Consider the following 13,556-nt stretch of genomic DNA (forward strand, 5'->3'; position numbering starts at 1 on the left):
TCATTCCGGCACTCCAGCCTTTTTCAAACCTTCAATAAACAGCTCGCAGTGAGCATAAGCCCCCAGATTCGCGCGGAGGCGACTTACGGTGATTGGGGGGCCAATCTGGTTACGTTGCTGGATATGTGCCTGTGCCTCCTCGACAAGGCCTAGATGCCCACAGCAGCTGATCAGCGCGTTGTGATGTCCCGGGAATTCCGGGAAAGCCACGACCGAACGGCGCAGGAAAGACAGAGCTTCCGAGAAGCGGCGGTCTCCGAGCAGGGTCAGGCCATGGAATGCCACGTAGATCCCGGCAAACGTATCCAACGGACTCATCCGTACGGCCTTTCCTGTCTCGTTGACTGCCTCGGCAAAGGAGCCAGCCCTGAGAAGGGCCACGCCATACATGGTTCGTCCAAGCGCCCAGCTCGGATTGATCTCGAGAGCCCCCTTCATCTGCTCCAAAGCGCGATCGTGGTGACCCATCGTGCTCAAGCTGAAGCCATAGCTCATCATGGCCCAAGGCTCGCTCGGATCAATGGCTAAAGCACGCTTGGCAAGATCGGTCATCTCCCGAAAGCCTTCCTCCCTTGGACGCCAGTAGCAGAAGGTTTCCCACCATACTGCCCAACTGAGAATAGCGTAAGCTCTCGCATAACTCGGCTCACGAGTGATGGCGCGTCGAAGAAGGATCTGCGCCTCTTCGTTCGATTTGCTTTGAGCCTTGTTGATCAAGGTGAGGGCTGACACGACCAGGCCCCAGGTATTGACACTTTCAGGCGGCTTGTTCTGGGCTCTGTAACCCTCCTCGGCATAGAGATGAGGTTCGATTGCAGCTACAACATTCCCGGTGATCTCATCCTGGACGGCGAAGACATCTTCCAGCAGCCTGTCGTAGCGCTCTGCCCAAATATGCTTTCCGTTTGCGGCATCGATGAGCTGCCCTGTGATGCGAATGCGACTGCCAGACGCTCTTACACTGCCTTCAAGGATATATCGGACACCAAGCTCGCGGGCGACCTGACGGACGTCGATTGCCTTGCCCTTGTAGACGAAGGTGGAGTTGCGCGAGATAACGAGCAGCCAGCGCAGACGCGAAAGTGCGGTAATGATGTCCTCGGCCATCCCATCCGCGAAGAATTCCTGCTGTGGATCGCCGCTCATGTTGTTGAAGGGCAATACCGCGATGGATGGCTGGTCTGGCAGTGTGAGCGGCCGGCCTGAGATCGCTCCAGGCAATGGCGCCATCTTAGTCACGTTAGTCACGGCCGAGAGCCTGAAGATCCTCACAGCTCGTGCTATGTTCTTGACCTGTTGCTCACCCTGATCCTCAAAAGAGTACGGCAGTTTATCTCTGACCTCGTCGTAGACTTTGCCAGAGACGCAAAGGCCCCCGGGCTCAGCCAGATGCTCCAGGCGTGCTGCCACATTCACTCCATCACCGTAGATATCGCCATCGCTTTCGATGATGATGTCTCCGAGATTGATGCCGATGCGGAGTTGAAGGGCCGGAGCACCACCATCGGCGGCCTCAGAAGCGAGAGCCGCCTGAACTTCCACAGCACAACGAACCGCCTCCACAGGACTTGAGAACTCAACCAGGAAGCCGTCGCCGGTTGTTTTTACCACGCGCCCCTGATGATCCCTCACCGTCGGCTCAATGACCTTCTGACGAAGTTTCTTGATCCTGGCGAGGGTGCCTTCCTCATCTTGGCCCATGAGAGCGGAGAAGCCTGCTATGTCAGCCGCGAGAATTGCTGCGAGGCGCCTCTGCACCTTCTGACCGCTTGGACTGGTCATCTCACCCCCGGGATACAGCTGTCGAGGAGCAATGGTGCTTCGGTCAGCACGCTTCGTCCAGAGGCATTATTGCGGCAACGCTTCAGGTATGAAAGCCAAGCTTCTGGATGTGCCACGATCCACCGCCACTGCTCTCAAAGTTCGTTGCGGGAACGCAACAATGCAGAAGCTGCGCGGCTGGGTCATGCTGGAAGAGACGTTCGCAATTCAGCGAGCATAAGGATGATCCTTGGGGCAGCCAGTGAGAGATTCTCCTTCGCTGGGCTATGATCAAGTCCATCAACGACAGGGCAATGAGACCCAGGTCACGCGCAACATTATTGCTCTGATTTTCTTATATTCCCTGGAGCATCACAGCACGTCGCCCAATCCGATGTGGTAACCTCCATTCATCGGGTGCAGGAGGATGGCCCATGTCATTTGCGACCCGCCGGCTCGGCACGCTTCCGGATGCGCTCGCTCCCGATGGGTCCGAGGTGCGGGTCCTGTGCAGCACGAGCCGGGGCAGCCTGGCGCATTTCACGCTGCCGCTGCAGGCGGTCTCGAAAGCCATGACACACCGGAGCGTCGAGGAGGTCTGGTACTTCGTCTCCGGCTAGGGGCAGATGTGGCGCCGCTGGCATGACCGGGAAGAGATCGTCGATGTCGAGCTTGGGGTCGCCATCACGGTCCCGGTTGGAGCCCACTTCCAGTTTCGCTCGCTTTCGCCCGAACCCCTGGAGGCGGTGGGAACCACCATGCCGCCGTGGCCGGGTGACGAGGAGGCAGTTGCCGTCGACGGGGTTTGGGACCCGACCGTGTGATGGGCTGTGGATTGATCACAAGCCGGCCCGCGGCTCCTCGTGTGCCCCTACTTCCGCCCGATGGCCGCCGAGTAGGGGCCCTGCAGTGGCTGGATCCGCACGTCCTGGAAGCCGGCCTCCTCCATCCAGGTGCGACAGTCCGCACCGGTGTAGTCGAAGCCGGCCGGGGTCTCGATCAGCATGTTCAGGCTCATCAGCAGGCCGAACGCATTCTCGCGCCGTGCGTCGTCGATCATGGCGTCGTAAACGATGAGCGCCCCGTCGCTGCGCAGTGCCTCGTGGGCTTTCCGGAGAAGGAGCTTCTTTTCCTCGAGGCTCCAGTCGTGGAGGATGTGGCCCATCACCAGCACATCGACACCCGGAAGCGGATCTTTGAAGAAGTCGCCAGTCTGGAAGGTTAAGCGTCCATCGAGACCCTGCTGGGCCACATACCGCTCAAACACCGGCTGCACAGCAGCCAGATCGAAGCCGATGCCCCTCAAGTGAGGGTGAGCGCGGGCAATCTCCACGGTCAGGCCGCCTTGAGCGCAGCCAATGTCGGCAAAGGTGCGAACTTCGCTCCAGGGGAAAGCGCCTGCGATCGCACGGGCGGTTGGCAGGCTTAAGCCGGTCATCGCACCCAGGAAGAGCTCCAAGCGGGCGGGCTCCGCATAGACCGCGGCGAACAGGTCGGGCTCCCCGTGCCGGGTTTCGTTCTGCGGCAGTCCGGTTCTGAGCGCCTCGGTGAGATTGCCCCAGAACCGGTAGAGCCGCCCGTTCATCATCTCGAGAATGCCGCCGACATACGAGGGTTTGTGGCGGTCGAGGTAGAGGTCAGTTTCGGGTGTGTTCGTGTAGCGTCCGTCTGGGCCCCGCTGGAGCAGGCCCAGCGCCACCAGCGCGTCCAGAAAGTCGCGGGTGCTGCGCTCGTGCAAACCCAAGGCGTCTTGGACCTCTGCCACATCCATCGGTCCATTCTCGGCGAGCTTCGTGAAAAGCCCTAGCTCCACAGCACTGAGCAGCGTCTTGGAGGCCCAGAAGGCGCTGCCAAGCTGGAGGATCGTCTCGGGAGAGAGAGCGATTGTTTGTGTCATGGCATGGTTCCTCCGCTAGAGGCGTTTGCGGTGAGTGACGAACAAGGCTTCCTCCGGAAGCGACCTGGATTTCCCGGGAGGCGGAGAGCGGATCGACACCGCACCTGAGCACCACGATGATGCAGCAGCGCCAGCAGGATACGACTGCAATCAGGTGTTACCTCGCTGGCGGACGCATCAAGCCGGGATGTCGGCCATGGTGGCCCGCAGGCGCCGATCGTAGGCACTGGCCAGATCGTGCAACGCCGCAATGTTATCTCCGACATACGAAGAACCGTGCATCAGGGCCAGGGTGCGTGGGGCCAGATCCGCCAGTCGGCGAACCGTCGGCGCAATGCTCGGGCCAAGGCTCGTGTCGTAGAAGATGTCTTCCGCCGCGAGTGCCGGACCCACGATGTCGCTCTTGGTGACTGCGGGACCGTTGCCGAGATGCGTGAAGAGATCACCACAGAACAGCGTTCTGGTTGTCTCCTCGTAGATTACTCCGGCATCCCAGCCGTGCGGCACATGGGGTGTGTCAATGTAGCGGATCTGCTTGCCACCGATGTCGATCACCTCGCCATTCGACAGCACCCGCGGCGGCCGATCGGCCATGTCGTTCAACGACACGAGGCAGCCTGTCATTCCGTGTGCGACCTGAGAGTTGGGGGCGACAGCCAGCCATTCGTTCATGGCGCCGCACTCGTCGGCCTCGTAGTGGCCGAAGGTGATCCAGCGCAGACCCTCCACCGGCATGAGCCGGGACACCGCTTCCGACACCAGCGGGAACATGCGCCGGAAGCCGGCGTGGAAGAGCATCGGCTCGTCGCCGAGGATGAGGAACTGATTGAAGGTGAAGCCGGCTGGCGGCACGATGTCGGGCACGTAGGTCGAGAGGCGGTAGATGCGGTCACCGATCTCATCAATGCGGGTTTCCATCGGACTGCTCCCAGGTCTGCCCTCAGCGCCAGCAGGGATTAGATCCGGCATTCCGTCCGGAAATGCGGCAATTCCTATCGGTTCCAGGCACCTTTCGGCTCGGCCAGTTTCGGGTCGTGGCATCGGCCGCAACAGGGTATGATCCGGCTGACACGTCACCTTGCGCTATTCCATCGGGAGGAGAAGATGTCCCGTCGCAAGCACCAACGTCGTCTGGAAGAGCATTTCCGTAATCGGCTTGCCCCATGGCTGGCTGGATCCGCGGGCGTGTGCGTCCTGCTGATGCTGGCCATCTACGTCGCCACCATGCCCTTGTAAGCCCGTACAGCTTGAGCAGGCCCAAGCCCTATGTTTGGGGTTCACCGAAGCCGCGCCTGCCAGTCGCGATTATTGCATCGCTGGCCTGATGGCATCGCTCAGGCCCGGCATGTTCCCGCCTCGCGCTATGCCCTGCCGGCTGGGGCACTGGCCCAGGATGGCGATCTCAAATACGCAGATCGCTGGGTGGCTGGCTCATCCGATCAGGCTTTCATTCGCGGAATCCGCGCCAGCCAGGTCACTGAGGCGAAGGCGCCAATCCAGGAGCCAAGGGCTGCGAAGGCGACGTAGACCGCCTGCTCAGTATAGCTGATCACCGCGAACGCCGAGAGCAGGTACCAGATGGCGCTCCAGTTCGCTGCTCTGACTCGATGCCGGGCTATCACGGCTGCGTTGAAGAACACGTAGGCCGCATCGGTCGTCGCGGTCGCCAGGACAACACCCAGGGCAATCAGCGGATCAATCTGGAAAGTCATGGCCAATCCTCCTGGCCGGGATCATGTTGGATCCTGCCAATGCAATCGACAGGCCCGCTCGCACCACCGAAGAGGAGTCCTTGGGATCTCGTCCGAGAACGGCCGTCTGGTGCAGGATCCGACCGTCAGTTCAAGCGCTTGATCCGGTCCAGAGGAACTGGCGCAATTGGGTACTGTCAAGTTGGCAAGATCCGGGGCCTATGGCAGGGTCTCGGACATGAGCACAACGTCCAGTCCTTACCGCGGCTACCGCTTCCCGGCCGAGATCATCAATCAGGCCGTCTGGTTGTATCACTGCTTCAGCCTGAGTTTGCGGGAGGTTGAGCTGATCCTCGCGGCGCGAGGGGTCGTGGTCAGCTACGAGACGATCCGCGAGTGGAGCCTGCGCTTCGGGCGGACCTACGCCAACAGTCTCAAGCGGCGCCGACCGAAGCCCGACGACAAATGGTTCTTGGATGAGGTGTTCGTGCGCATCCGCGGCAAGCTGCACTACCTCTGGCGAGCCGTTGATCAGCACGGCAATGTGCTCGACGTGCTGGTCCAGAGCCGCCGCAACAAGAAGGCGGCCATGCGGTTCTTCCGCAAGCTGCTGAAGGGCTTGTGCTACGTGCCACGAGTGATCGTGACGGATAAACTCGGATCCTATGGGGCAGCAAAACGTGAGATCCTGCCGGGCGTCGAACACCGTCGGAGCCGATACCTGAACAACCGCTGTGAGGTCTCGCACCAATCCACCCGACGGCCGGAGCGCCACATGCGGCGGTTCAAGTCAGTCCGGCAGGCTCAGCAGTTTCTCGCCACCCACACCCCGATCCACAATCATTTCCAGCTCCGCCGTCACCGTCTTTCCGCCAGTGAGTACCGGACTGCGCGGGATCGCGCCTTCACTACGTGGCGCGATGCGACTGGTACTGCCCTCGTCGGCTGATTTGGGCTGACATGATGGCTATGTCGGCGCCAGCTGCGCCGACTTCGCGCCAAGTTGACAGTACCGTTCCGACAAGGCAACGCCGATCTGTTGTACCAATTCCGCGATGAAGCCGGTGCTCTCCCAGGCATAGATGGAAACCATGATCGGGGCCTCTTCGCCGAATTGCGCATAAGGCCTGACGTGGCGCCCGAGCGTCGCGGCAACCGGGAGAAGCGTTATGCCAAGGCCGCCCTCGACGGCGACGAGCACGTTGTTGAGGCTGCTGCCAGAAAAGGCGATGTACCAATGGCGGCGCTCACGCTCGATGCGGTCGAACATGGTCTCACGGTACAGGCCACCAAGAGGGAAGGTTACGAGGGGGACAGGGTCCGGCCAAGCATCAGGAGCATCCTTGCTCTCGAACCAGCCTGTGGCTTCGGGGAAGCTTGCCCGGCAATCGTTGCTGGGTGCCGGCTCCTTGACGACAACGATGTCGAACTCGCCGCCACGGTAGCGCCGGGTCAAGTCGCGGCTCAGCCCGGCGCTGACGTCGAGACGGATCTCTTGGTGGCGCTTGGAGAACTCGCCGAAAAGTCGGGCCATGGGACGGCTGAAGACATCTTCCGGAAGCCCGATATGAATGGGCGTTGTGCCGGCCGGATTGCCCAGTGCCGCCGTCGCCTCGCTCTGGAGCGCCATGATCCGACGGGCATATCCAAGGAGGCGTTCGCCTGCGGCGGAGGGGCGAATGGGGCGTGCGTCCCGATCCACCAAGGTCTGCCCAACGGCTTCCTCGAGCCGGGCGAGCTGCTGACTTAAGGTCGACTGGGTCATGTGCAGGCGCTCAGCTGCCCGGGTAAAGCCTCCGGCTTCGGTGATTGCGATAAAGGTCCGCAGCAGGCGTGGGTCGAGCATCAGCGACTCGCTGGATCACTGCAATCACTATTCAATAAACCAATAATCTCCATCTGAACATTTAATTTCCAGATGGAGTAAGCTGGCACTATTCTCCCGACATTGCAGTAAGGAGTGCTTGGCGGTGTGAGCGGATCTCCTCGTGGGCGGTGCGACGATCGACAGCCTTATAACGGCCAAGCCGAAACCGGCAGCTGACATAGGCCCAAGTGCCGCCCATTACACCTCAGCGATAGGCACACAGGAGCGACCCGTGCAAAGTGCAAATCACCAAAGCCGTAGAGCCTTCCTTCGTCATTCCGGCGGGCTGGCAACCGCGTCCGCAATACTAGGCTTGAGCGGCACGCAGAGCGGGGCCGCCGATGCTACCGCCAGTACGGATCAGTCCCGTCAGCACATCACCGCTGTTACCGACAGTCACTACTATTTGAGTGACGTGCGCCTCGAGGAAGGCTTCGAGCACGAGGGTGAGGTGGTGGTCGGCACCCGGACCGGAATTCATACGCTGGAAATCCAGGATGGTCGCATCAAAGCGGTGCACGATGCGGGTGCCGCACTGGACGCAGCCCTGCCGCGCTACAAGGCGCAGGGTAAGCTGCTTCTGCCTGCGTTCCGCGACATGCACATCCACCTGGACAAGACCTTCTATGGCGGCCCGTGGCAGGCTCCCCTTCCCCGTCAAGGCAAGACCATCATGGACATGATTGCGCGGGAGGAAGTGCTTCTTCCGAAGCTGCTGCCGACCTCGCAGACGCGTGCGGAAAAGCTGATTGACCTCCTCCTCTCGCAAGGCAGCTCGATAGCGCGCAGTCACTGCAACATCGATCCAGTGAGCGGATTGAAAAGCCTGGAGCATCTGCAGCTTGCGCTGGCGAATTATCGTGACAGCTTTGAATGCGAGATCGTCGCCTTCCCGCAGCACGGCCTGTTGCACTCCAAGGTGGATGGGCTGATGCGTGAAGCGATGAGCATGGGCGTGCACTACGTTGGCGGCTTGGATCCCACCAATGTCGACGGTGCCATGGAAGCATCACTGGATGCGATGTTCCAGATCGCGATCGACCACAATAAAGGCGTCGACATCCATATTCATGAAGCCAACCCAGCCGGTGTGGCGGCTCTTAACTACATGATCGCAACCATCGAGAAGACCCCGGCGCTGCGTAACAGGCTGACGCTCAGCCACGCCTTCGCTCTCTCCACTCTGCGCCCCGAGGAGCTGAACGAGATGGCTGGGCGCATGGCCACACAGGGCGTAACCGTGGTGTCGACAGTGCCGATTGGACAGAGGACAATGCCGCTGCCGCAGCTGCGTGCCAGGGGTGTCAAGATCATGACCGGCACGGACAGCGTGATCGATCATTGGTCACCGTTCGGTAGCGGTGACATGCTGGAGAAGGCCAACCTGTGCGCCCAGCTCTACGGTGGAAGCGACGAGTTCCGTCTGTCGCGCGCCCTTGCGATCGCCACCGGCGATGTGCTTCCGCTGAGCGATGATGGGAACGTAGCTTGGCCGAAAACAGGTGACACGGCTGAGTTCGTTCTGGTTGATGCTAGCTGTTCGGCCGAGGCCGTCGCACGGCGCGCACCGCGGCGGGCAACGTTCCACAAGGGACGTTTAGTCTACGGTGCTGTTGAGCGTGCCTGAGGTAACAACCTTCGGCCGAGACGCTCACTGCTCCTGCAAGGAGTTCGGATTATGCGAAGAAGTCTCGCCATCTCGATACTTGCGGCACTCGGCATAATGGGCCATTCGATGACAGCCGTTGGACAATTAACGAGCGGGAAAGACGTATTGGACGCTGTCACAGACAACGATGTCGATGCGGCACAGATTCGAACCCTTCTGTCCCGCGGCGCCGACATCGATGCGAGAGATGAAGCCGGACGCACGGCGTTGCTCATCGCAACCCACGGCAACAGGATCGAGGTTGCGAGGGTGCTGATTGAGGCCGGTGCCAATGTCAATGCAAAGGATCGGATCAATGACAGCCCCTATCTCGATGCCGCGGCGCGGGGTTATCTCGAGATCCTGAAGATGACACTCGCGCACGGCGCGGATCTCAAGAGCACCAATCGCTATGGCGGCACTGCTCTCATCCCAGTCGCGGAGCGTGGCCATGTCGACACTGTCCGCACTTTGATCGAGGCGGGCGTCGATCTGGACCACGTCAACAATCTCGGGTGGACGGCTTTGCTGGAGGCCATCATTCTGGGTGACGGGGGCGAATGTCATCAGCAGATCGTCGACCTTTTGGTGAAGGCAGGTGCCGACATCAACTTGGCGGATCGAGATGGCATAAAGCCGCTGCAGCACGTGCGCAGTCGCGGCGGCTACAGGGAGATCGAAGCGATCCTTGTCGCGGCGGGAGCGATGTGAGCCACCCTCGCCGGCTGATCGAATTGAAATATTAGTGGACTGTCTATGATTGATAAGGTCCGTTGACGTTATGGAGACCTCATCAGCCAGCGGATTAGTCTTCTATTAACCATGCTCGGTCAACGATAGCTAAAGCCAAAAGGGAGGTGGGAAGAGCGTCGATGGACCGCCTCCCGCCTTTTTGTCACGTCTGCCCCCAAGGAGCCCAGTGTGAACGCGATCCTCAAAGAGCGCATCGGAGAACGGGTTTCTGCGCTCAAGATCTCATGGCGTCGCGCCTCTCTCGAAGCGGGTCTGGAGGCGGGATTCATTCAGGACATCATTACCGGTCGCTCCCAACATCCAGGTGAGGATGCGGTGGCGAGCTTGGCTACCGTGCTCAAGTGTAGCCCGTCGTATCTGACGGGCCAGAGCGACGATCTTGCCAACCCTGCAGGGGCCTACGGCGCGACTGCACTCCTTTCGGACGCGGCCCAGCGGCCCGATGCTGTCATGGCGCTCAGAATTGTCGACGAACTGCTGGCCGCCGGTCACGTTGAGGCAGCCCGTGTCGCTGTCAGGCGGGCTCTCAAGGTGATCGCTGTCGAATAAAGTCAAACGAGCTTTTACATCGTACAAAACGTAACTGCATCAGTTGACCCGTTGCGTTCCCGATGAAGATGAGCAGCGAGCATGGATCGCCGTGATCGTTGTTCTGAGAGTAGTCCGAGCTGCCGCTTAGCAACAACTCGCCATAAAGTGTCCGCTGCAGCTGGGATGGATGGAAGACTCATAGCATTTGGTATGATACTTCATATCTACGGGTTGGGATATTTTGACTCTGCGGCTACAAACAAATTGCGCTGAACAAAGATCATGGAACCTTCGCCGGTCCTCCAAAGCACTCAGAGGCCCTCTGACAGTTTCGCCCGTACCCCTCGGTAGTCACACGCTTCAGCTTAACGCACAATTCCCAGTCGCATCAGGCTGGATGCTACCTTTCTGTACAGTGAGCCGGATTAAACTACTGAGTTGCTTCGTATACCAGACGTGAAACTAATCGAAAGCCGCTCGGGCAGCGTTGCGTTGCAACGGGGACAATCATGCGAATAGTCGACGCGTCGCACTCCAACAGGGCTGGCATAGGCTGGGCATGGAGCACGATGCTCCGATTTGCCGTGTTGATTACGGCTGCGCTGGCTCTTCTCGCCATCACGCTCGTTGGATTGTTTGTTGTCCTGCCTCTGATGATCGCCGGCGGCATCGCATTGTCCTTTTTCCTCTGCCGCAGGCTGCGCCAAGCGCAGCAGCGGTCGAAGGGTAGTGTCATCGATGCCGATTACACGGTCATAGGCCTCCGCGAATGATAATCTATCCCAGGCTCCAAGGCTGGTAGCCCGAACTTGAATCCAGGGCTTTCCACCCCCACGTTATCTTTACCGGGGTCCGGGCCCCTCTGGCAGTCTTCGTCAGGCTGCGATGTCGGACTCTCTCACCTGAGGAGCATTAGAACGGCTCCGCATCTGGGAGAAGACTGTGACGTCTTACTCATATACCTCCCCTTTCACCGACACATCGCTCCGTGTGGCCGAAACCCGCGCACGCCTCGACGCGCTCGCGCGGCTCCTCGACAGCGCGGTTCGCGTGCCAGGAACCAACATCCGCTTCGGCGCCGATGCGCTGCTGAACCTGATCCCGGGCGTCGGCACACTCACATCGAAAGGCATGTCGGCTTATCTGATCTGGGAAGCGCGCCGCCTGGGGGTGCCCATGTCGACGCTCCTGCGCATGGTGGGCAATGTCGGTGTCGACTTCGTGATCAGTGCCATCCCGCTCGTGGGTTGGGTCGGCGACGTGTTCTACCGTTCGAACCTGCGGAACATGGATCTGCTACGCTATCACTTGGACAAGGCGCATCCAGTACCAAACCGCTAACAGCGATGACACGCACACCTGACGGGTGCGCATCAACCTGCCTCACTATCGTTCAGAAAGCATTGCAATGAACAACCCGAATGCTGCGCCAAACTTCCGCAATCTTGCGATAGTGGCTGCGGCTGTGACCTTGCTGTCGCTTTTCTACTTCCAGAACACGTCGGCACCTCAGTCTGAACAATTGCCCTACTCCGCCTTTGTTACGGCCGTCGACCAGGGCGAGATCCGCTCGGCCACCATCCAGGGGCAGGAAGTCATTGCCGAACGCTCGACAGGCAGCCGTGTCACGACCTATGTCCCGCAAGGCGCCGGTCTGATCGCGCAACTCCAGCAGAAGGGTGTCGTCATCAAGGCCGAGCCGCCGCCGCAGCCGAGCCTGCTCGGCGGCCTGCTGCTGTCACTGCTGCCTTTTGCCCTGATGATCGGTCTCGTGCTCTGGATGTCCCGTAACGCCATGAACAAGCAGGGCGGTGGCGGGCTGATGTCCATCGGCAAGTCCAAGGCGAAGCTCCTGACCGAGGCGCATGGCCGCGTCACCTTCGACGACGTGGCGGGCATCGACGAGGCCAAGGAAGACCTGCAGGAGGTGGTGGAGTTCCTGCGCGACCCGCAGAAGTTCCAGCGCCTGGGCGGCCGGATCCCCCGCGGCGTGCTGCTCGTCGGCCCTCCCGGCACCGGTAAGACCCTGACCGCCCGGGCGGTCGCGGGCGAGGCCAACGTGCCGTTCTTCACCATCTCGGGCTCCGACTTCGTCGAGATGTTCGTGGGCGTCGGCGCCTCCCGTGTCCGCGACATGTTCGAGCAGGCGAAGAAGAACGCCCCCTGCATCATCTTCATCGACGAGATCGACGCGGTCGGCCGCCATCGCGGCGCCGGCCTCGGCGGCGGCAACGACGAGCGCGAGCAGACCCTCAACCAGCTCCTGGTGGAGATGGACGGATTCGAGGCCAACGAGGGCGTGATCATCATCGCGGCCACCAACCGCCCCGACGTGCTCGACCCGGCGCTTCTGCGCCCGGGCCGCTTCGACCGCCAGATCGTCGTCCCGAACCCGGACGTGGTCGGCCGCGAGAAGATCCTGCGCGTCCATGTCCGCAAGGTGCCGCTGGCGCCCGACGTGGACCTGAAGATCATCGCCCGCGGCACCCCCGGCTTCTCGGGCGCCGATCTCATGAACCTCGTCAACGAGGCGGCCCTGCTGGCCGCCCGCCGCGGCAAGCGCATCGTCACCATGCGCGAGTTCGAGGACGCCAAGGACAAGGTGATGATGGGCGCCGAGCGCCGCACCCTCGTCATGACCGACGACGAGAAGCGCCTGACCGCCTATCACGAGGCCGGCCATGCCGTCGTGGCGCTGAACGTGCCGGCCACCGACCCGGTGCACAAGGCCACCATCATCCCGCGCGGCCGTGCGCTCGGCATGGTCATGCAGCTCCCCGAGCGGGACAAGCTGTCCATGTCCTACGAGCAGATGACCTCGCGTCTCGCCATCATGATGGGCGGCCGCATCGCCGAGGAGATGATCTTCGGCAAGGACAAGGTCACGTCCGGCGCCCAGTCCGACATCGAGCAGGCAACCCGCCTCGCCCGCATGATGGTGACCCGCTGGGGCTTCTCGCCCGAACTTGGGACGGTTGCCTACGGCGAGAACCAGGACGAGGTCTTCCTCGGCATGCAGATGGGACGCCAGCAGAACGTGTCCGAGGCAACGGCTCAGAAGATCGACTCGGAGGTCCGCCGCCTGGTCGAAGACGGGCTCAACGACGCCCGGCGCATCCTGACCGAGAAGGCGCACGAACTCGAAGCCCTGGCCCGCGGCCTGCTCGAGTACGAGACCCTGACCGGCGAAGAGATCCGCAATCTGCTCGACGGGCAGCCGTCGGTGCGGGACGATGGGGGCACAAGTGCCGCGAAGCACAGGACCTCGCGTCCGGCCGTACCGCCGGCCGGAGCAGCGGGCGTACCGAAACCAGCATAATGCGGGAGAGCGATACCCAATCGTGACAACCAACGCGTGCCGGCTCCTGCTGGCACGCGTCGTTGCACCTTGACCAGTCCTTGAACGGG

15 protein-coding genes are annotated in these 13,556 nt (G+C 61.2%); 10 read left to right on the top strand and 5 right to left on the bottom strand.

Annotated elements, in window-relative coordinates; genetic code table 11:
• Entirely contained in the window at nt 1-1,782 is a 1,782-nt protein-coding gene (locus HPT29_RS26585; protein ID WP_173945225.1) for an adenylate/guanylate cyclase domain-containing protein, read from the bottom strand.
• Nucleotides 1,783-2,195: 413 nt separating this feature from the next.
• Here HPT29_RS26585 and HPT29_RS26590 point away from each other — a divergent pair, with 413 nt between their 5' ends.
• Both HPT29_RS26590 and HPT29_RS26595 read left to right on the top strand, forming a co-directional pair.
• Nucleotides 2,196-2,381 carry a cupin domain-containing protein gene (locus HPT29_RS26590; protein WP_210271887.1) on the top strand — a complete coding sequence of 62 codons (186 nt, stop codon included), beginning with the start codon at nt 2,196-2,198 and terminating at the stop codon, nt 2,379-2,381.
• Between the two features lie 6 nt (nt 2,382-2,387).
• A complete protein-coding gene (locus HPT29_RS26595) occupies nt 2,388-2,585 on the top strand; it encodes a hypothetical protein (protein ID WP_210271888.1) in 198 nt (65 codons plus the stop codon).
• 47 nt (nt 2,586-2,632) lie between these two features.
• Here the strand turns inward: HPT29_RS26595 and HPT29_RS26600 are convergent, their stop codons facing one another.
• Together HPT29_RS26600 and HPT29_RS26605 are read right to left on the bottom strand one after the other, a co-directional pair.
• Complete coding sequence (locus tag HPT29_RS26600) at nt 2,633-3,658, bottom strand: methyltransferase (RefSeq protein WP_173945226.1); 1,026 nt, start codon at nt 3,656-3,658, stop codon at nt 2,633-2,635.
• 177 nt (nt 3,659-3,835) lie between these two features.
• A complete protein-coding gene (locus HPT29_RS26605) occupies nt 3,836-4,576 on the bottom strand; it encodes an oxygen-binding di-iron domain-containing protein (RefSeq protein WP_173945227.1) in 741 nt (246 codons plus the stop codon).
• Nucleotides 4,577-4,762: 186 nt separating this feature from the next.
• Here HPT29_RS26605 and HPT29_RS26610 point away from each other — a divergent pair, with 186 nt between their 5' ends.
• A complete protein-coding gene (locus HPT29_RS26610) occupies nt 4,763-4,894 on the top strand; it encodes a hypothetical protein (protein WP_259060886.1) in 132 nt (43 codons plus the stop codon).
• A gap of 203 nt (nt 4,895-5,097) precedes the next feature.
• Here HPT29_RS26610 and HPT29_RS26615 read toward each other — a convergent pair whose 3' ends face one another.
• The gene (locus HPT29_RS26615) at nt 5,098-5,370 is read right to left on the bottom strand and encodes a hypothetical protein (protein ID WP_173945228.1); all 273 of its coding nucleotides are present in this window, start codon (nt 5,368-5,370) and stop codon (nt 5,098-5,100) included.
• A gap of 217 nt (nt 5,371-5,587) precedes the next feature.
• Here HPT29_RS26615 and HPT29_RS26620 point away from each other — a divergent pair, with 217 nt between their 5' ends.
• Entirely contained in the window at nt 5,588-6,298 is a 711-nt protein-coding gene (locus tag HPT29_RS26620) for an IS6 family transposase (RefSeq protein ID WP_173945229.1), read from the top strand.
• An 18-nt stretch (nt 6,299-6,316) separates the two neighbouring features.
• On the opposite strand, the gene HPT29_RS26625 is transcribed toward HPT29_RS26620, so the two are convergent.
• Nucleotides 6,317-7,195, bottom strand: a complete 879-nt coding sequence (locus tag HPT29_RS26625; RefSeq protein ID WP_173945230.1) for a LysR family transcriptional regulator — start codon at nt 7,193-7,195, stop codon at nt 6,317-6,319.
• A 253-nt stretch (nt 7,196-7,448) separates the two neighbouring features.
• On the opposite strand from HPT29_RS26625, the gene HPT29_RS26630 reads away from it, so the two are divergent.
• The 6 genes from HPT29_RS26630 (at nt 7,449) to ftsH (ending at nt 13,467) form a co-directional block, all read left to right on the top strand.
• Complete coding sequence (locus tag HPT29_RS26630) at nt 7,449-8,843, top strand: amidohydrolase family protein (RefSeq protein ID WP_173945231.1); 1,395 nt, start codon at nt 7,449-7,451, stop codon at nt 8,841-8,843.
• A gap of 51 nt (nt 8,844-8,894) precedes the next feature.
• The gene (locus HPT29_RS26635) at nt 8,895-9,575 is read left to right on the top strand and encodes an ankyrin repeat domain-containing protein (protein ID WP_173945232.1); all 681 of its coding nucleotides are present in this window, start codon (nt 8,895-8,897) and stop codon (nt 9,573-9,575) included.
• 210 nt (nt 9,576-9,785) lie between these two features.
• Nucleotides 9,786-10,166, top strand: coding sequence for a hypothetical protein (locus tag HPT29_RS26640; RefSeq protein WP_173945233.1), 381 nt, complete (start codon nt 9,786-9,788; stop codon nt 10,164-10,166).
• 491 nt (nt 10,167-10,657) lie between these two features.
• On the top strand, nt 10,658-10,921 hold the full coding sequence (locus tag HPT29_RS26645) for a hypothetical protein (RefSeq protein WP_259060889.1): 264 nt from the start codon (nt 10,658-10,660) through the stop codon (nt 10,919-10,921).
• 169 nt (nt 10,922-11,090) lie between these two features.
• Entirely contained in the window at nt 11,091-11,489 is a 399-nt protein-coding gene (locus tag HPT29_RS26650) for a DUF4112 domain-containing protein (RefSeq protein WP_173945235.1), read from the top strand.
• 67 nt (nt 11,490-11,556) lie between these two features.
• The gene (ftsH, locus tag HPT29_RS26655) at nt 11,557-13,467 is read left to right on the top strand and encodes an ATP-dependent zinc metalloprotease FtsH (protein WP_259060891.1); all 1,911 of its coding nucleotides are present in this window, start codon (nt 11,557-11,559) and stop codon (nt 13,465-13,467) included.
• Nucleotides 13,468-13,556 lie beyond the last annotated feature (89 nt).

Source organism: Microvirga terrae (genome assembly GCF_013307435.2).
GTDB classification, from domain to species: Bacteria; Pseudomonadota; Alphaproteobacteria; order Rhizobiales; family Beijerinckiaceae; genus Microvirga; species Microvirga terrae.